At 70.7% G+C, this 21,951-nt stretch carries 21 protein-coding genes; 12 read left to right on the plus strand and 9 right to left on the minus strand.

The genetic code is table 11. From position 1 onward, the window contains the following. Positions 1-100 precede the first annotated feature (100 nt). The 3 genes from ABZV31_RS14775 (at position 101) to moaA (ending at position 3,220) form a co-directional block, all read left to right on the plus strand. Positions 101-457, plus strand: a complete 357-nt coding sequence (locus ABZV31_RS14775; protein WP_355892951.1) for a DUF485 domain-containing protein — start codon at positions 101-103, stop codon at positions 455-457. Next, positions 454-2,073, plus strand: a complete 1,620-nt coding sequence (locus ABZV31_RS14780) for a cation acetate symporter (RefSeq protein WP_355892953.1) — start codon at positions 454-456, stop codon at positions 2,071-2,073. The genes ABZV31_RS14775 and ABZV31_RS14780 overlap by 4 nt, the downstream gene beginning before the upstream one ends. A gap of 157 nt (positions 2,074-2,230) precedes the next feature. Beyond that, positions 2,231-3,220 (plus strand): GTP 3',8-cyclase MoaA, encoded by a 990-nt coding sequence (gene moaA, locus ABZV31_RS14785; RefSeq protein ID WP_355892956.1) that lies wholly within the window; start codon positions 2,231-2,233, stop codon positions 3,218-3,220. A gap of 18 nt (positions 3,221-3,238) precedes the next feature. On the opposite strand, the gene ABZV31_RS14790 is transcribed toward moaA, so the two are convergent. Both ABZV31_RS14790 and ABZV31_RS14795 read right to left on the minus strand, forming a co-directional pair. Continuing rightward, a complete protein-coding gene (locus tag ABZV31_RS14790) occupies positions 3,239-3,451 on the minus strand; it encodes a hypothetical protein (protein WP_355892958.1) in 213 nt (70 codons plus the stop codon). A 212-nt stretch (positions 3,452-3,663) separates the two neighbouring features. Next, complete coding sequence (locus ABZV31_RS14795; RefSeq protein WP_355892961.1) at positions 3,664-4,062, minus strand: DUF3099 domain-containing protein; 399 nt, start codon at positions 4,060-4,062, stop codon at positions 3,664-3,666. A 265-nt stretch (positions 4,063-4,327) separates the two neighbouring features. Here ABZV31_RS14795 and ABZV31_RS14800 point away from each other — a divergent pair, with 265 nt between their 5' ends. Next, entirely contained in the window at positions 4,328-4,609 is a 282-nt protein-coding gene (locus ABZV31_RS14800; protein WP_355892963.1) for a GlsB/YeaQ/YmgE family stress response membrane protein, read from the plus strand. Positions 4,610-4,680: 71 nt separating this feature from the next. Here the strand turns inward: ABZV31_RS14800 and tyrS are convergent, their stop codons facing one another. The 3 genes from tyrS to ABZV31_RS14815 are packed head-to-tail and all read right to left on the minus strand — an operon-like array spanning position 4,681 to position 8,920. Continuing rightward, positions 4,681-5,949: a tyrosine--tRNA ligase gene (tyrS, locus tag ABZV31_RS14805; RefSeq protein ID WP_355892966.1), complete on the minus strand. Its 1,269-nt coding sequence runs from the start codon at positions 5,947-5,949 to the stop codon at positions 4,681-4,683. 56 nt (positions 5,950-6,005) lie between these two features. Next, positions 6,006-7,400 (minus strand): metallopeptidase TldD-related protein, encoded by a 1,395-nt coding sequence (locus tag ABZV31_RS14810; protein WP_355892969.1) that lies wholly within the window; start codon positions 7,398-7,400, stop codon positions 6,006-6,008. After that, positions 7,397-8,920 (minus strand): TldD/PmbA family protein, encoded by a 1,524-nt coding sequence (locus tag ABZV31_RS14815; protein WP_355892971.1) that lies wholly within the window; start codon positions 8,918-8,920, stop codon positions 7,397-7,399. Before ABZV31_RS14815 ends, ABZV31_RS14810 begins: the two co-directional genes overlap by 4 nt. A 296-nt stretch (positions 8,921-9,216) precedes the next feature. Here ABZV31_RS14815 and fabG point away from each other — a divergent pair, with 296 nt between their 5' ends. The 3 genes from fabG (at position 9,217) to ABZV31_RS14830 (ending at position 11,346) form a co-directional block, all read left to right on the plus strand. Then, positions 9,217-9,921: a 3-oxoacyl-[acyl-carrier-protein] reductase gene (fabG, locus tag ABZV31_RS14820; protein WP_355892974.1), complete on the plus strand. Its 705-nt coding sequence runs from the start codon at positions 9,217-9,219 to the stop codon at positions 9,919-9,921. Positions 9,922-9,926: 5 nt separating this feature from the next. Next, positions 9,927-10,694, plus strand: a complete 768-nt coding sequence (gene fabI, locus ABZV31_RS14825) for an enoyl-ACP reductase FabI (protein ID WP_355892977.1) — start codon at positions 9,927-9,929, stop codon at positions 10,692-10,694. A gap of 301 nt (positions 10,695-10,995) precedes the next feature. Then, positions 10,996-11,346 carry a hypothetical protein gene (locus ABZV31_RS14830; protein ID WP_355892980.1) on the plus strand — a complete coding sequence of 117 codons (351 nt, stop codon included), beginning with the start codon at positions 10,996-10,998 and terminating at the stop codon, positions 11,344-11,346. Here the strand turns inward: ABZV31_RS14830 and ABZV31_RS14835 are convergent. Continuing rightward, complete coding sequence (locus ABZV31_RS14835; RefSeq protein ID WP_355892982.1) at positions 11,324-12,016, minus strand: FadR/GntR family transcriptional regulator; 693 nt, start codon at positions 12,014-12,016, stop codon at positions 11,324-11,326. The two genes, ABZV31_RS14830 and ABZV31_RS14835, sit on opposite strands and share 23 nt — an antisense overlap. A gap of 70 nt (positions 12,017-12,086) precedes the next feature. On the opposite strand from ABZV31_RS14835, the gene ABZV31_RS14840 reads away from it, so the two are divergent. From ABZV31_RS14840 to ABZV31_RS14855, 4 genes are all read left to right on the plus strand, one after another. Further along, a complete protein-coding gene (locus ABZV31_RS14840; protein WP_355892984.1) occupies positions 12,087-13,391 on the plus strand; it encodes a CynX/NimT family MFS transporter in 1,305 nt (434 codons plus the stop codon). A 47-nt stretch (positions 13,392-13,438) separates the two neighbouring features. Then, positions 13,439-13,555: an SGM_5486 family transporter-associated protein gene (locus ABZV31_RS14845; RefSeq protein WP_355892986.1), complete on the plus strand. Its 117-nt coding sequence runs from the start codon at positions 13,439-13,441 to the stop codon at positions 13,553-13,555. Positions 13,556-13,725: 170 nt separating this feature from the next. Further along, positions 13,726-13,932, plus strand: a complete 207-nt coding sequence (locus tag ABZV31_RS14850) for a hypothetical protein (protein ID WP_355892989.1) — start codon at positions 13,726-13,728, stop codon at positions 13,930-13,932. Positions 13,933-14,208: 276 nt separating this feature from the next. Next, positions 14,209-14,727 carry a histidine phosphatase family protein gene (locus ABZV31_RS14855; RefSeq protein ID WP_355892992.1) on the plus strand — a complete coding sequence of 173 codons (519 nt, stop codon included), beginning with the start codon at positions 14,209-14,211 and terminating at the stop codon, positions 14,725-14,727. A 188-nt stretch (positions 14,728-14,915) separates the two neighbouring features. Here ABZV31_RS14855 and serB read toward each other — a convergent pair whose 3' ends face one another. Continuing rightward, positions 14,916-16,124, minus strand: coding sequence for a phosphoserine phosphatase SerB (gene serB / locus ABZV31_RS14860; RefSeq protein WP_355892995.1), 1,209 nt, complete (start codon positions 16,122-16,124; stop codon positions 14,916-14,918). Positions 16,125-16,334: 210 nt separating this feature from the next. Further along, a complete protein-coding gene (locus ABZV31_RS14865) occupies positions 16,335-18,182 on the minus strand; it encodes a streptophobe family protein (RefSeq protein WP_355892997.1) in 1,848 nt (615 codons plus the stop codon). Positions 18,183-18,437: 255 nt separating this feature from the next. Between ABZV31_RS14865 and ABZV31_RS14870 the strand changes: the two genes are divergently transcribed. Further along, positions 18,438-20,954 carry an FHA domain-containing protein gene (locus tag ABZV31_RS14870; protein ID WP_355893000.1) on the plus strand — a complete coding sequence of 839 codons (2,517 nt, stop codon included), beginning with the start codon at positions 18,438-18,440 and terminating at the stop codon, positions 20,952-20,954. 79 nt (positions 20,955-21,033) lie between these two features. Here the strand turns inward: ABZV31_RS14870 and ABZV31_RS14875 are convergent, their stop codons facing one another. Further along, positions 21,034-21,810 carry a transglycosylase SLT domain-containing protein gene (locus ABZV31_RS14875; RefSeq protein WP_355893003.1) on the minus strand — a complete coding sequence of 259 codons (777 nt, stop codon included), beginning with the start codon at positions 21,808-21,810 and terminating at the stop codon, positions 21,034-21,036. Between the last annotated feature and the right edge of the window lie 141 nt (positions 21,811-21,951).

A 21,951-nucleotide genomic window follows, 5' to 3' on the forward strand; every position in this document is an offset into this window, starting at 1 on the left:
ACTTGAACCGGACTTCGCGTGGCGCCGTGGACCTTGAGCAGGGAGCGCGAGCACCATCGAGCCCCCTGTCGCAACCGCATCCGCAACGCGAGGAGACTCCGTGGCCACCGAGACACCGCCCCCCTCGAAGACCCAAGCCCAACTCCCCTCCACCGAGGACTTCGTCGCAGTGCAGGAAAGCGCGGAGTTCGGTGAACTGCGCCGCTCCTACCGCTCCTTCGCCTTCCCGCTGACCGTCGCCTTCATCGTCTGGTACCTGCTGTACGTCCTGCTGTCGAACTACGCGGGCGACTTCATGGGCACCAAGCTGTTCGGCAACATCAACGTCGCCCTCGTCCTGGGCCTCGCCCAGTTCCTCACCACGTTCCTCATCGCCTGGTGGTACGCGCGGCACGCCGCCGCCAAGCTCGACCCCAAGGCGGAGGCCATCAAGTCCCGGATGGAGGGCGGCGCATGAGCCCCGCGATCACCCTGGCCGCCGGCGAGGCGAGTCAGCACCGGCCGCTGATCATCACGCTGTTCGCGGTGTTCGTCGCCGCGACCCTCGGCATCACCGTCTGGGCGGGCCGGCAGACCAAGGACGCCGCCGACTTCTACGCGGGCGGCCGCCAGTTCACCGGCTTCCAGAACGGCCTCGCCGTCTCCGGCGACTACATGTCCGCCGCATCCTTCCTCGGCATCGCGGGTGCCATCGCGCTGTTCGGGTACGACGGCTTCCTGTACTCCATCGGCTTCCTGGTCGCCTGGCTGGTCGCGCTGCTCCTGGTCGCCGAGCCGCTGCGCAACTCCGGCCGCTACACGATGGGCGACGTGCTGGCGTACCGCATGCGGCAGCGGCCGGTCCGTACGGCGGCGGGTACGTCCACGATCGTGGTGTCGATCTTCTACCTGCTGGCCCAGATGGCCGGCGCGGGCGTCCTGGTGTCCCTGCTCCTCGGCATCACCGGCGACGGCGGCAAGATCGGCATCGTGGCGCTGCTCGGCGTGCTGATGATCGTGTACGTCACCATCGGCGGCATGAAGGGCACCACCTGGGTCCAGATGGTGAAGGCCGTGCTGCTGATCGTCGGGGCCCTGCTGCTGACCTTCCTGGTCCTGCTGAAGTTCCACTTCAACGTCTCCGAACTGCTCGGCAAGGCCGCCGACAACAGCGGCAAGGGCGCCGCCTTCCTGGAGCCCGGCCTGAAGTACGGCGCGACGGGGACCACCAAGCTGGACTTCATCTCCCTGGGCATCGCCCTGGTGCTGGGCACGGCGGGCCTGCCGCACATCCTGATCCGCTTCTACACGGTGCCCACGGCGAAGGCCGCCCGTAAGTCGGTGATCTGGGCGATCGGCCTGATCGGCGTCTTCTACCTGATGACGCTCGCCCTCGGCTTCGGCGCCGCCGCCCTCATCAAGCCGGACGAGATCATCGCCTCCAACAAGGCGGGCAACACGGCCGCACCCCTGCTGGCACTCCACCTCGGCGGGGTGGACTCCACCTGGGGCGCCATCCTGCTCGCCACCATCTCGGCGGTCGCCTTCGCCACGATCCTCGCAGTCGTCGCGGGCCTGACGCTTGCCTCGTCCTCGTCGTTCGCCCACGACATCTACGCGAACGTCATCAAGAAGGGCACGGCCACCGACAAGCAGGAGGTGAGCGCGGCCCGCTGGGCGACGGTCGGCATCGGCGCGGTCTCGATCGTCCTGGGCGCCCTGGCCCGCGACCTGAACGTGGCCGGCCTGGTGGCACTGGCCTTCGCGGTCGCCGCCTCCGCCAACCTGCCGACGATCCTCTACAGCCTGTTCTGGAAGCGGTTCACCACCGGTGGCGCCCTGTGGTCGATCTACGGCGGCCTGGTCACCGCGGTCGGCCTGGTGCTGTTCTCGCCGGTCGTGTCGGGCAAGCCGACGTCGATGTTCCCGGACGTCGACTTCCACTGGTTCCCGCTGGAGAACCCGGGCATCATCTCGATCCCGGTCGGCTTCCTGCTGGGCGTCGCCGGCACGCTGCTGTCCAAGGAGGCGCCGGACACCGCGAAGTACGCGGAGCTGGAGGTGCGGTCGCTGACCGGCACCGGAGCGCACTGAGACCTTCGCAAGGGCGGCCGCGTCGTGGGGATCGTAGGACCCTACGACGCGGCCGCGTCCTACCTCGTGGGATCGGGTCGCTGTCGTTGTCAGCGGTGTCGCGTAGGCTCGCAAGTGACGGAAAGCCAAGTGATCCACGACGAGGGAGGGCGCCCACGTGCTCATCGACACCTACGGCCGGGTGGCCACCGACCTGAGGGTCTCGCTGACCGACCGGTGCAACCTGCGCTGCACGTACTGCATGCCCGAGGAGGGCCTGCAGTGGCTGGCCAAGCCCGACCTGCTCACGGACGACGAGATCGTCCGCCTGATCGACGTCGCGGTCACCTCGCTGGGCATCAAGGAGGTCCGTTTCACCGGCGGCGAACCCCTGCTGCGCCCCGGCCTGGTCGGCATCGTGGAGCGAGTCGCGGCCCTGGACCCCCGCCCCCAGATGTCGCTGACGACCAACGGCATCGGCCTCAGGCGTACGGCGGCGGCCCTGAGAGCGGCCGGCCTGGACCGGGTCAATGTCTCCCTGGACACCCTCCGTCCGGACGTCTTCAAGGCCCTCACCCGCCGGGACCGCCACAAGGACGTCATCGAGGGCCTCCACGCCGCCCGCGAGGCCGGCCTGACCCCGGTCAAGGTGAACTCGGTCCTGATGCCGGGCCTGAACGAGGACGAGGCCCCGGACCTGCTGGCCTGGGCCGTGGAGCACGACTACGAGCTCCGATTCATCGAACAGATGCCCCTGGACGCCCAGCACGGCTGGAAGCGCGAGGGCATGGTCACCGCGGGCGACATCCTGGCCTCGCTGCGCACCCGCTTCGAGCTGACCCCCGAGGGCGTTCAGGAGCGCGGCTCGGCGCCGGCGGAGCGCTGGATCGTCGACGACGGCCCGCACCGCGTCGGCGTCATCGCCTCCGTCACCCGCCCGTTCTGCGCGGCCTGCGACCGCACCCGCCTGACGGCCGACGGCCAGATACGCACCTGCCTGTTCGCCACCGAGGAGACCGACCTGCGCGCCGCCCTGCGCTCCGGCGCCCCCGACGAGGAGATCGCCCGCATCTGGCGCCTGGCGATGTGGGGCAAGAAGGCCGGCTCGGGCCTGGACGACCCCTCGTTCCTGCAGCCGGAACGGCCGATGTCGGCGATCGGCGGCTGAACCCCGCCTCCACGGAGGCTACGAGCCCTCGGGCGCTTCCCAGTCCTCGAACTTCACGACGTCCTTCAGAAACCCCCGCATGCCGAGGAACTTCGAAAGATGCTCGCGGTGCTCCTCGCACGCGAGCCACGTCTTGCGCCGCTCCGGTGTGTGGATCTTCGGGTTGTTCCAGGCCAGCACCCATACGGCGACGGCACGGCACCCCTTGGCAGAGCAGATCGCGTCACTCACAGCTTCGTCTCACAGGCGGGTGAACAAGGCGACGCCGAGCAGCCACGGGGGGAGCTGCCCGGCGTCGGTCTGTCGCTCCGACGGGGGATGCGGAGCGCGTACGCAGTATGTCACGGGTAACCCGTCGCCCGGCACTGGAACAGCATGATTGATCTGAGCTTTTCCTGAGCTTGGCGCACAGCTGCCTTCCGGTTGAGGCCCCTCAGTCATGCTCATGCCCCGTCGGGCCGCTCGCTTCTTGCGCCCGCCGCAGGGTCGGTCACGACATCTTCCGGGACGGATTCCGCGAAGCCGTCGTCGGTCCGCGGCGGCGTGATCATCGGCCGCAGCGGCACGGTGATGAACGTCGACGGCAGCGACGGCGCGTTCTCCCGCCCCGCGTTGGCGATCACCACGGCGATGTAGGGCAGCACCGCCCCCAGCACCAGTGCCACGATCGCCACGTGCCGTTCGACGTTCCAGAGCGAGGCCGCGAGGATCACCGACACGGTACGGACCGACATCGAGATGACATACCGGCGCTGCCGACCGCGCACGTCCTCCTGGAGGCCCGTCCGGGCTCCGGTGATCCGGAACACCTGGGCGTTGCCACCGCCATGCTGCTTCCGCATCACATTCCACCATCCGCCCGCATCGGACTCCCCGGCCCGTACCCGGTCCGTGACCGGTCGGGAACGCCGGCCCGCACAGCCTCCACGGTACGCCGCGGCTCCGCCGCCTACGAGACCGGGGCATCTCCCGTCTGCGCGAACGGCCTGCGCACTCCCGCGTACGCGACCTGCGCCCTCCCGCGTACGACGTACCCGACGTGCGTCGTACGGCCGACCGGCCGACACTGGGCGTAGTGCTCACGTCGAGCCGGACGAGGAGGCAGCCATGGGCTGGTTGTGGGCGATCATCGTGGGGTTCCTGCTCGGTCTCATCGCCAAGGCGATCATTCCCGGCAAGCAGCACAGCCCACTCTGGCTGACCACCATCTTCGGCATGCTCGGCGCGATCGCCGGCAACGCCATCGCCGGCGCCGCCGGCGTCGCCGCAACCCCCGGCATCGACTGGAGCCGGCACGCCTTCCAGCTCGTGGCCGCGATCATCATCGTCGCCCTCGGCGACATGGCCTACATGGCGATGTGGGGCAACAAGAAGAGGCAGCGGGCCTGACGGGACGTACGACGGAGGGGGCGGCATTCGATGCCGCCCCTCCGCCTTGCCCCGTTGGTTCAGCCGTTGGTTCAGCCGCCGGTGACCTCGACCGCCGCCAGGTTCTTCTTGCCCCGGCGCAGCACCAGCCAGCGGCCGTGGATCAGGTCCTCCTTGGCGGGGACCGCGTCCTCGGCGGCGACCTTGACGTTGTTCACGTAGGCGCCGCCCTCCTTGACCGTGCGCCGCGCGGCCGACTTGCTGGGCACCAGGCCGACCTCGGCGAACAGGTCGACCACCGGGCCGAGTTCGGTGACCTGGATGTGCGGCACCTCGGACAGGGCCGCGGCCAGCGTCCTGTCGTCCAGCTCGGCCAGCTCGCCCTGGCCGAAGAGGGCCTTGGACGCGGCGACCACGGCGGCCGTCTGGTCGGCGCCGTGCACCAGCGTCGTCAGCTCCTCGGCCAGCGCGCGCTGCGCGGCCCGGGCCTGCGGACGCTCCTCGGTCTGCTTCTCCAGTTCCTCGATCTCCTCGCGGGACTTGAAGCTGAAGATGCGCAGGAACTTGGAGACGTCCCGGTCGTCCGCGTTCACCCAGAACTGGTAGAACGCGTACGGCGTGGTCATCTCGGGGTCGAGCCAGACCGTGCCGGACTCCGTCTTGCCGAACTTCGTGCCGTCGGCCTTGGTGATGAGCGGGGTGCCCAGCGCGTGCACCACGGCCTCGGGCTCGACCTTGCGGATCAGTTCCGTGCCCGAGGTGAGGTTGCCCCACTGGTCGCTGCCGCCGGTCTGCAGCGTGCAGCCGTACCTCCGGTACAGCTCCAGGAAGTCCATGCCCTGCAGGATCTGGTAGCTGAACTCGGTGTAGCTGATGCCCGCGTCGGAGTTGAGCCGCCGGGCCACGGCCTCCTTGGCGATCATCTTGTTGACCCGGAAGTGCTTGCCCACGTCCCGCAGGAACTCGATGGCCGACAGACCCTGGGTCCAGTCCAGGTTGTTGACCATGACCGCCGCGTTCGAGCCGTCGAAGTGCAGCAGCGGCTCGATCTGGGCGCGCAGCCGCTCGACCCAGCCGGCCACGACCTCCGGTGCGTTCAGCGTGCGCTCGGACGTCGGCTTCGGGTCGCCGATCAGGCCCGTGGCACCCCCGACCAGCGCCAGCGGCCGGTTCCCCGCCTCCTGGATGCGGCGCATCGTCAGGATCTGCACGAGGTTGCCGAGGTGCAGGCTGGGCGCGGTCGGGTCGAAGCCGCAATAGAACGTGACGGGACCGTCCGCGAACGCCTTTCGCAATGCGTCCTCGTCCGTGGAGAGGGCGATGAGCCCCCGCCACTTCAGCTCGTCGACGATGTCCGTCACGGTTCTCGTGTCTCCTTGGTGATCTTCGGGCAGTCGGGTGACAGCCGACTACGAGGTTATACGCCCTGACTGACAGAGCTCATGTTGAAATCCGGGATGCGCAGCGCGGGCATCGCGGCCCGGGTGAAGTAGTCGCTCCACTCCCTCGGCAGGGTCTTCTCCGTGCGCCCGGCCTCCGTCGCCCGGCCCAGCAGGTCCACCGGCGACTCGTTGAACCGGAAGTTGTTGACCTCCCCGGTCACCTCGCCGTTCTCGACCAGGTACACACCGTCCCGGGTCAGGCCCGTCAGCAGCAGCGTCGCCGGGTCGACCTCGCGGATGTACCACAGGCAGGTCAGCAGCAGCCCGCGCTCGGTGCCGGCGACCATCTCCTGAAGGGAGCGGTCCGTGCCGCCGTCCAGGATCAGGTTGCCGATCGCCGGGGCGACGGGCAGCCCGGTCAGGTCCGCGCTGTGCCGGGTGGTCGTCAGGTGCTTCAGCTCGCCGCCGCCGATCCACTCGGTTGCGTGGACGGGCAGCCCGCTGTCGAACACCGACTGGTCGTCCCGCGAGGAGTGCGCGACCACGAAGGGGGCGCACTCGAGACCCGGCTCGTTCGGGTCGCTGCGCAGGGTCAGCGGCAGCTCGCTGAGCTTCTCGCCGACGCGCGTGCCACCGCCCGGCTTGGAGAACACCGTGCGCCCCTCGACCGCGTCCCGGCCCGACGACGACCACATCTGGTAGATCAGCAGGTCCGCGACCGCGGTCGGCGGCAGCAGTGTCTCGTAGCGGCCCGCGGGCAGGTCGATCCGCCGCTCGGCCCAGCCGAGGCGTTCGGCGAGCTCCGCGTCCAGCGCCGCCGGGTCGACGTCCTTGAAGTCCCGCGTGGACCGCCCCGCCCACGCCGAGCGCTTACGGTCCGGGGACTTGGCGTTCAGCTCCAGCGTGCCGTTGGGTTGGTCGAACCGGAGGCGCAGCCCCGTCGACGTACCGAGATAGGTCGATACGAGCTCGTGGTTGGCGAAGCCGTACAGTTCGCGGCCGCCGGCACGCGCGCGTGCGAACGACTCGCCGAGTGCCGGCGCGAAGTCCGCGAACACCGCCGACGAGGTCTCGGCGGGCGCGTCGGTGAAGTCGGGGGACTCCGGTACGTCCGTGACCAGCGGCTGTGCGTCCTCGGCGGGCCCGGCCCCGCGCGCGGCGGCCTCGGCGGCCCGGACGAGGGGCTCCAGCTCGGCCGCGGTCACGGCGGACCTCGACACGACACCGGAGGCCGTGCCCTCCTTGCCGTCGACGGTCGCGATGACGGTGAGCGTGCGCCCGCGCGTGACGCCGTTCGTGGTCAGCGCGTTGCCGGCCCAGCGCAGGTTGGCCGTGGAGTGCTCGTCGGCGATCACGACGCAGCCGTCGGCCCGGGACAGTGCGAGGGCCCGTTCGACGACCTCGTGCGGCTTGTTCGTACGCGGGCTCATCGACCGGCCTCCTGCGTGGTGTTCAGAATGTTGACGCCCTTGAAGAGGGCCGACGGGCAGCCGTGGGAGACGGCCGCGATCTGGCCCGGCTGGGCCTTGCCGCAATTGAAGGCGCCGCCCAGGACGTACGTCTGGGGGCCGCCGACGGCCGCCATGGAACCCCAGAAGTCGGTGGTCGTCGCCTGGTAGGCGACGTCCCGCAGCTGCCCGGCGAGCCGCCCGTTGACGATCCGGTAGAACCGCTGCCCGGTGAACTGGAAGTTGTAGCGCTGCATGTCGATGGACCAGGACCGGTCCCCGACGACATAGATGCCTCGGTCGACGGCGCCGATCAGGCCCTCCGTCGACAACCCGGCCGGGTCCGGCTGCAGCGACACGTTGGCCATGCGCTGCACGGGCACGTGGGCGGGGGAGTCGGCGAAGGCGCACCCGTTGGACCGGTCGAAGCCGGTCAGCTTCGCGATGCGCCGGTCCAGCTGGTAGCCGACCAGCGTCCCGTCCTTGACCAGGTCCCAGGACTGGGCCTCGACGCCCTCGTCGTCGTACCCGACGGTCGCCAGGCCGTGCTCGGCGGTGCGGTCGCCGGTGACGTTCAACAGCTCCGAGCCGTACTTCAGCTTGCCGAGCTGGTCGAAGGTGGCGAAGGAGGTGCCGGCGTAGGCGGCCTCGTAGCCGAGGGCCCGGTCCAGCTCGGTGGCGTGGCCGATGGACTCGTGGATGGTCAGCCACAGGTTGGACGGGTCGATCACCAGGTCGTACAGGCCCGGCTCGACGCTCGGCGCCCGCAGCTTCTCGGCGAGCAGCTCCGGAATCTGCGCGAGCTCGCTCTCCCAGTCCCAGCCGGTGCCCGTGAGGTACTCCCAGCCGCGCCCGACGGGCGGCGCGAGGGTGCGCATGGAGTCGAACTCGCCGCTGGAGTCGTCGACCGACACTGCGGTCAGCTGCGGATGCAGCCGCACCCGCTGCTGCGTCGTCACGGTCCCGGCCGTATCGGCGTAGAACTTGTTCTCGTGCACGGTGAGCAGCGAGGCGTCGACGTGGTCGACGCCGTCGGCCGCAAGCAGCCGCGCGCTCCACTCGGCCAGCAGCCCCGTCTTCTCCTCATCCGGCACGGTGAACGGATCGATCTCGTACGACGAGATCCACGTCTTCTCGGCGTGCACGGGCTCGTCGGCGAGCTCGACGCGCTCGTCCGACCCGGCCGCCGCGATGACCTGGGCGGAGAGCTTCGCCATCGCCACGGCCTGCGAGGCGACCTTCGCGGCGGTGTCCAGCGTCAGGTCCACACCGGAGGCGAACCCCCACGTACCGCCGTACACGACCCGCACCGCGTACCCCAGGTCGGTGGTGTCCGACGACCCGGCGGGCCGGGCGTCCCGGAAGCGCCAGGACGCACTGCGCACCCGCTCGAACCGGAAGTCGGCGTGCTCGGCACCGAGAGCACGCGCGCGTGCCAGCGCGGCGTCCGCCAACGCGCGCAGGGGAAGTGCCGTGAAGGCTTCGTCGATGGAATGAGGCACCGAGGTCTCTCCCTGTTGTCGTGACCTGTGGTTGCACCGAGTTGTCGTGACCTGTGGTTGCACCGAGTTGTCGTGACCTGTGGTTGCACCGATCATGTCGCGCGAGCCGACCCGCGGACCACAGGTTTCCGGGCCGATTCTGCTGTTTTCTGTAGGGACTCGACAGTGAGTCCCCCACGCCACTGTCGGTGCCCGATTGTCCGCGGACGTGGCGGGACCGATAGGTTTTCCGGGAAGCCGCCTGTCATCCAGGTGTTCGGGCGGGGGCATCAGACCGCTATCGAAAGGGTGATCCGTTGAGCCGCTCGGTTCTCGTCACCGGAGGCAACCGGGGCATCGGCCTCGCCATCGCCCGCGCGTTCTCCGACGCCGGCGACAAGGTCGCGATCACGTACCGTTCGGGGGAGCCGCCGGCCGGCTTCCTCGCCGTCAAGTGCGACATCACCGACCCCGAGCAGGTGGAGCAGGCCTACAAGGAGATCGAGGCCGAGCACGGGCCGGTCGAGGTGCTCGTCGCCAACGCCGGCGTCACCCGGGACCAGCTGCTGATGCGCATGTCCGAGGAGGACTTCACCTCGGTCATCGACACCAACCTCACCGGCACCTTCCGCGTCGTCAAGCGCGCCAACCGCGGCATGCTGCGCGCCAAGAAGGGCCGGGTCGTCCTGATCTCCTCGGTCGTCGGTCTGCTCGGCTCGGCGGGGCAGGCCAACTACGCCGCCTCCAAAGCCGCCCTGGTCGGCTTCGCGCGCTCCCTCGCCCGTGAGCTGGGCTCGCGCAACATCACCTTCAACGTCGTCGCCCCCGGCTTCGTCGACACCGACATGACCAGGGCGCTCAACGACGAGCAGCGCGCGAACATCGTGTCGCAGGTGCCGCTCGGCCGCTACGCGCAGCCGGAGGAGATCGCCGCGGCGGTGCGGTTCCTCGCCTCGGACGACGCCTCGTACATCACTGGAGCCGTCATCCCCGTTGACGGCGGACTGGGAATGGGTCACTGAACACCATGAGCGGAATTCTCGAGGGCAAGCGCGTCCTTATCACCGGTGTGCTGATGGAGTCCTCCATCGCTTTCCACACCGCCAAGCTGGCCCAGGAGCAGGGCGCCGAGATCATCCTGACCGCGTTCCCGCGGCCCACGCTGACCGAACGCATCGCCAAGAAGCTCCCGAAGCCGACCAAGGTCATCGAGCTCGACGTCACCAACGACGAGCACCTCGGCCGCCTGGCCGACGTCGTCGGCGAGGAGCTCGGCGGCCTGGACGGCGTCGTCCACTCCATCGGCTTCGCGCCGCAGGACGCGCTCGGCGGCAACTTCCTCAACACGCCGTTCGAGTCGGTGGCCACCGCCATGCACGTCTCGGCGTTCTCGCTGAAGTCGCTGACCATGGCCTGCCTGCCGCTGATGCAGAACGGCGGCTCGGTGGTCGGCCTCACCTTCGACGCCCAGTACGCCTGGCCGCAGTACGACTGGATGGGCCCGGCCAAGGCCGCCCTGGAGGCCGTCAACCGCTACCTCGCCCGCGACCTGGGCAAGCAGAACATCCGCTGCAACCTCATCTCCGCGGGCCCGATCCGCTCCATGGCCGCCAAGTCCATCCCGGGCTTCGCCGAGCTGGCCTCCGTGTGGGACACCCGTGCCCCCCTGGAGTGGGACCTGAAGGATCCCGAGCCGGCCGGCCGCGGTGTCGTGGCGCTGCTGAGCGACTGGTTCCCGAAGACCACCGGCGAGATCGTCCACGTGGACGGCGGCCTGCACGCCGTCGGCGCGTGATCGCTGCCGCTCAGGCCCGGCCGACAGGTGAAGGCCCGCATCCCAAGGGGCGCGGGCCTTCGGCGTACCGGCCGCCGCGGGGACGGTGATGCACCCACAGGGCCGTCATAGGGCTGTCATGCGGCTGCGGTGCGGAGTGGTGTCCACGTCGTCGGCGCCCCGCTTCCCGCAGCGCGAGCGGTAGCGGGCGTCACCCGCTCGGCCTACCTGGCCGGGCGGAGGAGGCCGGCGACCGCGCACGCTGGGATTACGCCTTCACCACGGTGAATCCCTCCCCAGCACGGCCGAGGAGGTCGCCCTTGTGCGCCTGTCCCGCAGCGTGGCCTCAGTGACCGTGGCCGTCGCTTTCGTACTGTCCCTGCCGTACGAGGCGATGCCGCACGCGCGCGTGCACGCCGAGAAAACCACAGCGTCCGAGCCGTTCGGCGCGACCTGCCGCACCCGCGTCACCGGCTCCCGTGTGACCGCCTACTGCCACAACCCGTATCCGTTGACCGACCGCGTCAGCCTCCACGTCGAGTGCGCCCGCTGGTGGGACCTCGACAGCGACGGCTCCCCGGTGGACACGGGGCCCGCGCAGACCGTACGGCTGACCGGCCGCTGCTGGATGGAGGTCCGCTCGGTGTGGGTCAGCCACCAGCGGGCTTCCTGAACCGGCCCGGCCGGCACAGGAAGGGGTAGCTCGCGGCCTCCGCGCCCGCCGCCTGGGCGTCGCCCGTGCGGATCGCGTCGAGCAGCCGCGTGTGGTCCATGTACGTCTGAGGGGTCAGCTCCTCGCCGACGTCCGCGCGCAGCCAGTCCCGCAGCACCTCGCCCAGGTCCGCGTACATCGCGGTCATGACGTCGTTGTGGGAGGCGGCCACCACCGCGAGGTGGAACGTCGCGTCCGCGGCCACGAAGGCCTCCGCGTCACCGGACTCCCAGGCCTCCTCCCGCCGCTGGAGCAGCCCGTCGAGCTGCTTGAGGTCCTTCTCCGTGCGCCGTTCGGCGGCCAGCTTCGCCGCGGCCGACTCCAGCGTGGAGCGCAGCTCTGCGATGTGCCGCGGGTCGGCGTCGGCGAAGCGGCGGTGCATCACGCCCGCCAGCTCGCTGGTCGCCACGACGTACGTGCCGGAGCCCTGGCGGATGTCCAGCAGGCCGTTGTGCGCGAGCGCGCGGACGGCCTCGCGGACGGTGTTGCGGGCGACGCCGAGCTGCTCGACCAGCTCGGGCTCCGTCGGGATGCGGGAGCCGACCGGCCACTCGCCCGAGGTGATCTGGTTCCGCAGCGCGGCGATGACTTGCTCGGACAGTGCCGACCGGCGGGGATGGCTCAGGGGCATGGCACACCTTCGCACGCGAGGCCCGGAAGCCGGCTACCAGGCCATGGACAACCAATCATCCCACGATTCTATGATGGGTCTCATGGCAAGCGAGGAAACCCGGACGACGACGTCAACGACCGAACGACCCCCGGCCGCGACCGCCGCCTCCCGGGAATCCCGGGGAGCCGCCACGCGCGCGTGGACGACGCGCCTGGTCGTCGTCGGGGTCGTGCTGTCCGCCCTGAACCTCCGCCCCGCCATCACCAGCCTCGGCGCGCTTCTGGAGGAGGTCCGCGACGGGCTTGGCATGAGCGGCAGCGTGGCCGGACTGCTCACCTCAGTGCCCCCGCTCTGCTTCGCCGCCTTCGGCGTCACGGCGCCCCGGCTCGCCCGCCGCTTCGGACCGGCCGCGGTGGTGTGCGCGGGCATGATCGCCATCACGGCCGGACTGCTGATCCGGCCGTACGCGGGGAGCACGGCCGCTTTCCTGGCCGCCAGCGCCCTCGCGCTCATGGGCATCGCCGTCAGCAACGTCCTGATGCCGGTCATCGTCAAGCGCTGGTTCCCCGACCGGGTCGGTTCCATGACCGGCCTGTACTCCATGGCCCTCGCCCTCGGTACCTCGGCCGCCGCCGCGGTGACCGTGCCCATGACGGGGCTGCTGGGCGGAAGTTGGCAGTCGGGGCTCGCCGTGTGGGCGGCGCTCGCGGCGGTGGCCGTCCTGCCGTGGCTGCCGCTCGTACCGGACCGGGGAACGACGCAGGCCCAGCCCTGGCAGGAACCCGCGCGCACGGAGCAGCCCCCCGCGCTGCGGATCACCCGGAGCCGTACCGCCTGGGCGCTGGCCGTCTTCTTCGGGCTCCAGGCCACCGCCGCCTACATCACCATGGGCTGGATGCCGCAGATCTTCCGCGACGCGGGTGTGCCCGCGGGCACGGCCGGAGTGCTCCTCGCCGTCACGATGGTGATGGGCGTGCCGCTGGCCTTCGTCATCCCGCGCGTGGCCACCCGGCTGCCCCACCAGGGCCCGATCGTGCTCGCGCTCGGCGTCTGCGGCCTCGTCGGCTACGCGGGCCTGTACTTCGCGCCGGCCGGGGGCGCCTGGGCCTGGGCGCTCCTCCTCGGCGTCTCCAACTGCGCCTTCCCGCTGGCGCTCACGATGGTCGGGATGCGGGCCAGGACCGGCGCGGGCGTGGCCCAGCTGTCGGCGTTCGCGCAGAGCACCGGCTATCTGATCTCCATCCCGGGACCCCTGCTGGTCGGCGTGCTCTACCAGAGCAGCGGCGGTTGGGGGCTGCCCATCGCGCTCATGACCGGCCTGATGGTCCCGCAGATGGTGGTGGGCTTCCTGGCGGGGCGCGACCGCACGGTGGAGGACGAGGCGGGTCGCTGACGCGCCCCGGCGGATCCGTCCCGGGCGCGGGGTGCGAGACTGGCCGTATGCCTGTGCTCGACCCGAACCCGCAGAACAGCCAGAAGAAGATGCTGCTCGTCTTCGGCGCGTTCTTCGCCGTCTTCGTGCTCATCGCCGTCATCGCGACCCTCGTGTCCCCGTGACCCCGCCTCCGCGGGCCCGGTGGTGGGGTTAACCCCCCATCCCCTAGGGGGCGAGGGTCAGGGTCAAGTGGGTGGATCACCGGATGGGTCGGAGCGCGCGGATTCCGTAGCTTCGAGGTGTGACCGCGGGACGCGGTCCACGGACCACTCGAAGACCAGCGGAGGCAGTCATGTCGGCCCGTACGCACACCCGGCCCCACCCGGCGACCACGGGCGGCGTCGACATCCGGTTGCCGTGGTGGGCCCTGGCCCTGCCGGCCCTCGCCTTCGTCACGCTGCTCGTCCTGATACTGAACCCGTCGGACGCCCACCCGGCCACCGGCGACCCCGCGATCACCCAGCTGTTCCAGCGCGCCCAGGAGTTGCTCGCCCGCTGAAGCGGCCCGCGGGCAGCGCCGGGCCGGGGTCCGGTCCCGCCCGTGCCGTCGGGGTCCGGTCCCGCCCGTGCCGTCGGGGTCCGGTCCCGCCCGTGCTGCCGGGGTCCGGTGCCCGCCCGTGCCGCCGGGGTCGGGAGCCCGCCCCGCACTGCCGGGGTCGGGAGCCCGCCCCGTGCTGCCGGGGTGCGGGACCCGGGCCGCGCGGGCGCGTCACCCGAGAAAGCCGCATGTCAACTCCCTGCGCCCTGTGGCCTGTTTCATGCGAAGCTGGGTCCCATGAGCGTCGCAGAACCCCGCAGGATTGTCCTCTTCCGGCATGCGAAAGCCGACTGGCCACAGGTGACCGACCACGAGCGACCGCTCGCTGAGCGGGGCCGCAAGGACGCCGCAGTCGCCGGACGCAAGCTGGCCGACTCCGGTATCTCCTTCGATCTGGCCCTGTGCTCCACCGCGACCCGGACCCGCGAGACCTGGAAGCTCGCCGTCCATGAGCTGCCGCAGCGGCCGAAAACCGTCTATGAGGAGCGGATCTACGATGCCTCCCCCGGCGAGCTGATCGCCGTGCTCAACGAGATCCCGGACGACGTGCAGAACCTGATCGTGGTGGGCCACAACCCGGGCATCCAGGGCCTGGCCGAGGTCCTGTCCGGCTCGGCGGAGGCCGAGGCCCGCGAGCGGATGAGCCGCCGCGGCTTCCCGACCGCCGCCTTCGCCGTCCTGTCCTTCGACGGCTCCTGGAAGAGCCTGGAACCGGGCGTGGCCACGCTGCTCGACTACTGGGCGCCGTCGGAGTAGGCCGACAGCTCGCACAAGGAGCAGCCCAAGAGCTCACGCAAGGAGCAGCCCAAGAGCTCACGCAGGGGGCCCGGCACCCGCGAGCGCGAGGTGCCGGGCCTTGCGCCGTCCGGACGCTGGGTCCGTCCCGCGTGCTCACTTGGTCCGAGGTGCTGGTCCGCCCGGGGTGCTCGGTCCGCCCCGGGCGCTCAGTGCTCCTCGTGCGCGTCCGCCGCCTCGACCTCTTCGCGGGTGACACCCAGCAGGTACAGGACCGTGTCGAGGAACGGCACGTTCACCGCGGTGTGCGCCGCCTCCCGCACCACCGGCTTGGCGTTGAAGGCGACCCCGAGACCGGCCGCGTTCAGCATGTCCAGGTCGTTGGCGCCGTCGCCGATCGCCACGGTCTGCGCCAGTGGTACGCCCGCCTCGGCGGCGAACCGGCGCAGCAGCCGCGCCTTGCCCGCCCGGTCCACGATCTCGCCGGTGACCCGGCCCGTCAGCTTCCCGTCGACGATCTCCAGCGTGTTGGCCTGGGCGAAGTCCAGCCCCAGCCGCTCCTTGAGATCGTCCGTGACCTGGGTGAACCCGCCCGAGACGACGCCGACTTGGTAGCCGAGCCGCTTCAGGGTGCGGATCAGGGTGCGGGCGCCCGGGGTCAGCCGGACCTCGCTGCGCACCTTGTCCACCACCGAGGCGTCCAGCCCCTCGAGCAGCGCCACACGCGCGTGCAGCGACTGCTCGAAGTCCAGCTCCCCGCGCATCGCGGCCGCCGTCACCTCGGCGACCTTGTCCTCGCAGCCGGCGTGGGCGGCGAAGAGCTCGATCACCTCGTCCTGGATGAGCGTCGAGTCCACGTCCATGACGACCAGGCGCTGCGCCCGCCGGTGCAGGCCCGCCGCGACGACCGCGACGTCGACGCCGAGTGCCGCCGCGTCCGTCACCAGGGCGGTGCGCAGCGGCTCCGTCTCCACACCCGACACCGCGAACTCGACCGCCGTCACCGGGTACTTGGCCAGTCGGAAGATGCGGTCGATGTTGCCGCCGGCCTTGGTGATGCGCGCGGCGATCTGCGCGGTCGCCTCCGCGGTGAGCGGGTGGCCGAGGACGGTGACCAGCGAGCGTCCGAGGCCGCGCGGCCGGTTGTCGCCGTGGCCGGAGATGATCTCCGCCTGCATCTTCATCGACTCGGCCCAGCTGTGCACGGTGGCCCGCAGATCGCCCTCCAGCCCGGCGGGCGGCAGGGTCACGAGCGCGCACAGCACCATCCGGCCACGGGTGACGACCTGCTCGATGTCGACCACGTCGACGGAGTAGGCCGCGAGGGTGTCGAACAGGCCGGCCGTGATGCCCGGCCTGTCCTTCCCGAAGATCTTGACGAGCAGGGTGGGAACGTCGGAGGTCTGCGAAGCGCTCATGGTGTTTCCACCGTATCCGGCACCCAGTGCCTCGTGCCCCTCAGGTCCGCCTGGCGGACAGGGAACACTGGGTGTCGAACAGGCGGCAGGGACCTGACGGCTCGGTCACGGCTCCGGGTGCGCACGGCGCGCCGGACCCCGTTTCCTCGCCCGCTTGCGGCTCGGCGTCCGCCCGCGCGGCGAACGGTTCGACGTCTTCCCGGGGCACGGTCACTTCTTGGGCGCCTTCGGCGCCCTCGGCGGGGGCGGTGGGGGCGGCGGCGGAGGACCCTCGTCCGGTGGTGGCGGAGGCCGGTCCCCCGGGCGGGGGCGGCGCTGCGGTGGGCGCGGGGGCGGGGCGATGGGCCCGGCCACCGTCGGCGCGCCGTACATGTCGTCGGGCGGTCGCGCCGGCCGAGGCTGCCGTGCCGTTTCGTCGGACGCCCGCGCACCACCCCGGGGTCCGGTCGGCCCGGAGGGGAACGGTCCGCCCGACTGCCGTCGGTTCTCCGGCGGCCGGGCGTCCTCCGGCTCCCGCAGCTCGTCGGGCAGCCGGAGATACGGATTGGTGGCCGGGTTCGGCGGCCGGTACGGCGTACTGGGCGCGTACGGGCTGCCCTGCCCCGCGGAGTCCGGGACCCCGGCGCCTTCCGCCGGAGCCGGTACCTCCGCGTCACCCAGTGCCAACGGCGCCGCCCGCCGCCCCGCGGCCCCTGTCGCGTCGGCCAGCAGCCCACCGACGGCCCCGGCCCCGGCACCCCACGCGGCGCCCAGCAGCAACGCCGTGCCCAGGTGCCCGTGCAGCTCGATCCCCGCGCCGAACACGTCGAAGCCGAGCACGGACAGCGAGGCTCCCACGGAGACCTCCGTCAGCCACGTGAGCAGCGGAAACGTCAGCGCGGCCACGACCCCCAGCCGCAGCGCACACCGCCCGGCGAAACCAAGGGCACCGGGACTCCGTGCCCCGGCCCCCACCGGTGTCCGCACCGCCGTCAGCACCCCGGCGAGCAGCATCATCAGCGCCGCGGCGACCCCCAGCAGCCACACCCGCCCGTCCAGATCGGCCAGATGCCCGACCGTGACCGGCTGGTCCGCGTGCACGGTCAGCAGCTTGTCCAACGGATCCGGCAGCAGCTTGGCCAGCTCCCCGGTCGCCTTGCCGTCCCATGGCACGAACAGGCCGATGGGGATGCCGAGCCACACCCCGTTGGGTGCACCCAGCAGTGCCGCCCCGGCGATGCGCCTGGGGTGGGCGTCGCCGATCGTCGCGTACGCCGCCGCCGCGAGCCCGGCGACCACCGCGACCAGCAGCACCGCGACGAGCGCGGACACGGCCGGCCGTACCACCCGGTGCACCGCTTCCCAGCCGCGCGGCAGCGGAGTGCGGCGCGAGGCGAGCAGCGCGATCAGCAGGATCCCGGCCGACCAGCCGAGCCCGCCGAGCAGCGTGGGCGCCGTGTCGACGGTGAAGCCGACCGCTGCCTTGGCGTCGATCAGCTTGCCGATCTTGTCGGGCAGCAGTCCGCCGATGTTCCCCAGGTCGCCGAGCCCGGGGATCTGCACGCCCCCGGACCCGCCGGCACCGGGCAGTTTGTCGAGTCCTGGCGAACCCCCGTCGATCGTGATGACGTCGTGCCCCGCCCAGGCCAGCCCGCTCAGCGTCACCACGAAGAGCGACACCACCGCCCCTGCGCGCGCGAGGAGTTCGGACGGGGGGATCACAACTCCGGCCCCGCGCAAGGACCGCAGGAAGAACCACGACAGAAGGAGCGCGCCGACCAGGCTCACACCCAGTGGCGTGATCTCGATGGCGGTGTGCGCCTGCGCCCCTTTCAGACCGAACGCGGACACATCGCCGGACGGCGTGACCGAACCACCCGCCCCAAGTGCCACCACCGCCGCGGTCATCGGTCCGAGTGACCCGGCCGAGTCCGCCTCCAGCAGGTGCAGGCCCAGCGCGGCCGTGCCCGCCATGCCTATCAACGCCCAGCTCACGGAGGCGATCGCGGACAGCAGCACGTCTCCCCACGGCAACCGTGCGCCGTGCCGTGCGGTCTCGACACCCTTGGCAGCGCTCATGGCAGACCCCCCGATCCGCGGTGCGGCGCGACCGCCGCGCATGTCCCCCTCGCGGGGGATTACCACTCTCCGGCCCGGTTTCAACCCCGTCAACGGAAACAGTCGAAGCGCGCGTACCCACTCTTCACCAGGCCCGACTCACTAGGCCCGACTTTCGGTCAGAGGGTGGAGCCTGAAATAGTTCCCCACGATGTTCGACATCCCTAGACTCCCTGTGATGGGGGTAACTCGGGGGACAACTCAGTGGGGCATGGAGTGCCGGAACTCGTACTGGAATCAAACGGACGGACCTGGACGCTCGACCCGTCCAGGCCATACACCCTCGGACGCGATCCGCAGGGAGACATCGTGTTCGACGACGCCAGGGTCTCCTGGCGCCACGCCACGATCAGCTTCAACGGCCGCAGTTGGGTCATCGAGGACCACGGCAGCACCAACGGCACGTTCGTGCAGGGCCAGCGGATCCATCAGATGGAGCTCGGCCCCGGCTCGGCGGTGCACCTCGGCAACGCGACCGACGGACCGCGCCTGAACCTCTCCGGCGCCGCGGCCGCCGTCGCCACGCCGCAGGCCCAGCCCGAGCAACAGCCGTACGCCGCCCAGGGCGCGGGCCCCGGCTGGAGCCGGCAGGTGCCCCCGCAGCAGTCGGCCCCGCAGGCCGGTTGGCAGCAGTCGCAGCAGGCGGCTCCGCAGATCCCGCAGCAGCAGGGCCCCGGTGGTGGCGCGGGGGCGCCGCCGGTCTACGGCGACCGCAGCCCGACCACGTTCCACCAGTTCTCGCTGGGCCGCGTGATGCGCATCGGCCGTGCCCTGGAGAACGACCTGGTCGTCTCCGACCTCCAGGTCTCCCGCAACCACGCGGAGTTCCACGTCACGCCCGACGGCCGCTTCGAGATCCGCGACCTGGGTTCGCACAACGGCACGTACGTCAACGGCCAGCCGATCCCCAAGGGCGGCTCCGCGGTGCTGGGCCCGACCGACATCGTGGGCGTCGGCCACTCGACGTTCCGGATCGTGGGCGACCGGCTCGAGGAGTTCGTCGACACCGGTGAGGTCTCCTTCTCCGCGCGCCACCTGACCGTGACGGTCGACGGCGGCAAGCAGATCCTCAAGGACGTCTCCTTCGGAGTTCCGGAGAAGTCGCTGATCGCGGTGATCGGCCCGTCCGGCTCCGGCAAGTCGACGCTGCTGAAGGCGCTCACCGGTTACCGCCCCGCCGACCAGGGCGAGGTCCTCTACGACAACCGGAACCTCTACAAGCAGTTCGCCGAGCTGCGCCAGCGCATCGGTCTGGTCCCGCAGGACGACATCCTGCACAAGGAGCTGACCGTCAAGAAGGCCCTGAAGTACGCGGCCAAGCTGCGCTTCCCGGCCGACACCACGGCCGCCGAGCGCGAGGCGCGCATCGACGAGGTGCTGCGCGAGCTGAAGCTGGACATCCACAAGGAGAAGAAGGTCACCTCCCTCTCCGGCGGCCAGCGCAAGCGCGTCTCGGTGGCCCTGGAGCTGCTCACCAAGCCGTCGCTGATCTTCCTGGACGAGCCGACCTCCGGCCTGGACCCGGGTATGGACCGCGACGTCATGCAGCTGCTGCGCGGCCTCGCCGACGACGGCCGTACGGTCCTGGTCGTCACCCACTCCGTGGCCGAGCTGGCGCTGTGCGACAAGCTGCTCGTGATGGCGCCGGGCGGCTCCGTCGCCTACTTCGGCCCGCCGGAGGAGGCGCTGAACTTCTTCGGCTACGACAGCTGGGCCGACGTCTTCTCCGCCTTCGAGAACTACCGCGACTACGACTGGGCGGGCCGCTGGAAGGGCTCGCAGCACTACCAGATGTACGCCGCGGACATCGACGCCGTTGCCCCGCAGTCCGTACACATGCCTTCGCCGCAGGCGATGAAGCCGCCCAAGCCGCAGGGCTGGGGCTCGCAGCTGCTGACCCTGATCCGGCGGTACGTGGCGGTCATCGCTTCCGACAAGGGCTTCCTGGCGCTGACGGTGATCCTGCCGGCGGTGCTCGGCGCGGTCAGCCTGCTGATCGACCACAACAAGGGCCTGCTGGTGAACCCGGTGAACCCGCGGACCGGCGTGCACATCCCGAACGGCACGGCGACCACCGTCCTGCTGATCCTCGCGGTCGGCGCGTGCTTCGCGGGCGCCGCGAACTCCGTCCGTGAGCTGATCAAGGAACGGGTCATCTACGAGCGGGAACGCGCGACCGGCCTGTCCCGCTCGGCGTACCTGATGTCCAAGGTGGTCGTGCTCGGTGCCGTCACTGTGCTGCAGGGCCTCATGGTCGGTCTGATCGGGTTCTCCAGCCGTGAGATCCCCGACAAGGGCCTGATCCTCGGCAACGCGACGCTGTTCGAGCTGTGCCTGCCGATCATGGCGCTCGGCTTCACCTCGATGATGTTCGGCCTGGTCATCTCCTCGCTGGTGAAGACCGCCGAGAAGACCATGCCGCTGCTGGTGATGTTCGCGATCGTCCAGGTCGTGTTCACCGGCTGCCTGTTCACCCTGAACGGCACTGTCGGCGTCAACCAGTTCTCCTACCTGATGCCGTCGCGCTGGGCGGTGGCCGCCGCCGGTGCCACGCTGGACTTCAACAACATCGCCCCGAACACCGACGATCCGACCAACACGGATCCGCTGTGGAACCACGAGGCCTCCGCCTGGGGGCTCGACATGGCTGCGCTGATCGTCATAGGCGTCATCTGCGGCTTCCTCGTGGCCCGCTTCCTGCGCCGCCACGAGCCGGAGGTCATGCGCAAGTAACCGCGCCCGTACGACACGAAGGGCGGCACCTCACATGGGGTGCCGCCCTTCCGCGTATCGTCAGAGGCCCGCGCCGACCTCAGTACGCGCTGTTGACGTTGTCGATCGAGCCGTACCGGTGGGCCGCGTAGTTGGCGGCGGCGGTGATGTTGGCGACCGGGTCGTAGATGTTCCACGACGTGCCGGCCACGTGGTAGGCGTTGAAGGTCGGCGGAATGACCTGGAGCAGACCCTTCGACGGGACGCCGTTGATGGCGTTGATGTCCCAGTTGTTGATGGCGTTCGGGTTGCCCGAGGACTCCCGCATGATGTTGCGGTGCAGCCCGCTGTAGGAGCCCGGGATGTTGTGCTGCTTCATGATGTCCAGCGCCTGCCGGATCCAGCCGTCCAGGTTGTTGGCGTAGGTCTTGGCGGCGACCGGCTGCATCTGCGGGCGCTGCGCGGAGCGGCTGGCGGCAGCCTTGGCCTGGCGCGCCTGCTCCGCCTTCTTCCGGGCGGCGGCCTGGGCGGCGGCCTTCTTCGCGGCAACCTCGGCCTTCTGCTTCGCGGCAACCTCGGCCTTCTGCTTCGCGGCGGCCTCGGCGGCGGCCTTCTTCCTGGCTTCGATGGCCTGGATCTTCAGGCTGGCGCCGGCGAGCTGGTCGGTGACGCTGGCCTTGACGTCCTTGATCGGCGCGGAGCTGAACTGCACCGGGGCCGAGGAGACGGCCTCGGTCGTGGTCGTCGTGTGCGCCTCGCCGGGAGCGGCGGAGAAGGCGAGGGCGGCGGCGCCGAGGGTGGCGACACCGGTGAGCGCGATCTTGTGGGTTTTGGTCAGGGCACGACTGCGACGGCGGATGCTGGTGTTTTCGAGCATGGGGAAATGGACCTCTTCGAGTAGCGCGGAGGTCGCTCTCCGGGCTGCGGGGAAAGGTGCTCTTCCCGCACGAACGCTGCGGACGGAACCCGCGGCGCTGAGCGACGGCAGCCATTGTTAGCGGCCGCAAAAACCGGAGGC

Origin of the sequence: Streptomyces sp. NPDC005202, assembly GCF_040608235.1 — a bacterium.
Taxonomy (GTDB): domain Bacteria; phylum Actinomycetota; class Actinomycetes; order Streptomycetales; family Streptomycetaceae; genus Streptomyces.

Coding starts and splice junctions, on each gene's coding strand:
- serB (WP_355892995.1), bottom strand. CDS start 16,124: ATGAGCGCTTCGCAGACCTCCGACGTTCCCACCCTGCTCGTCAAGATC.
- ABZV31_RS14865 (WP_355892997.1), bottom strand. CDS start 18,182: ATGAGCGCTGCCAAGGGTGTCGAGACCGCACGGCACGGCGCACGGTTG.
- ABZV31_RS14850 (WP_355892989.1), top strand. CDS start 13,726: ATGTCGGCCCGTACGCACACCCGGCCCCACCCGGCGACCACGGGCGGC.
- ABZV31_RS14875 (WP_355893003.1), bottom strand. CDS start 21,810: ATGCTCGAAAACACCAGCATCCGCCGTCGCAGTCGTGCCCTGACCAAA.
- ABZV31_RS14800 (WP_355892963.1), top strand. CDS start 4,328: ATGGGCTGGTTGTGGGCGATCATCGTGGGGTTCCTGCTCGGTCTCATC.
- fabI (WP_355892977.1), top strand. CDS start 9,927: ATGAGCGGAATTCTCGAGGGCAAGCGCGTCCTTATCACCGGTGTGCTG.
- ABZV31_RS14795 (WP_355892961.1), bottom strand. CDS start 4,062: ATGCGGAAGCAGCATGGCGGTGGCAACGCCCAGGTGTTCCGGATCACC.
- ABZV31_RS14840 (WP_355892984.1), top strand. CDS start 12,087: ATGATGGGTCTCATGGCAAGCGAGGAAACCCGGACGACGACGTCAACG.
- ABZV31_RS14835 (WP_355892982.1), bottom strand. CDS start 12,016: ATGCCCCTGAGCCATCCCCGCCGGTCGGCACTGTCCGAGCAAGTCATC.
- ABZV31_RS14845 (WP_355892986.1), top strand. CDS start 13,439: ATGCCTGTGCTCGACCCGAACCCGCAGAACAGCCAGAAGAAGATGCTG.
- ABZV31_RS14855 (WP_355892992.1), top strand. CDS start 14,209: ATGAGCGTCGCAGAACCCCGCAGGATTGTCCTCTTCCGGCATGCGAAA.
- ABZV31_RS14780 (WP_355892953.1), top strand. CDS start 454: ATGAGCCCCGCGATCACCCTGGCCGCCGGCGAGGCGAGTCAGCACCGG.
- ABZV31_RS14810 (WP_355892969.1), bottom strand. CDS start 7,400: ATGAGCCCGCGTACGAACAAGCCGCACGAGGTCGTCGAACGGGCCCTC.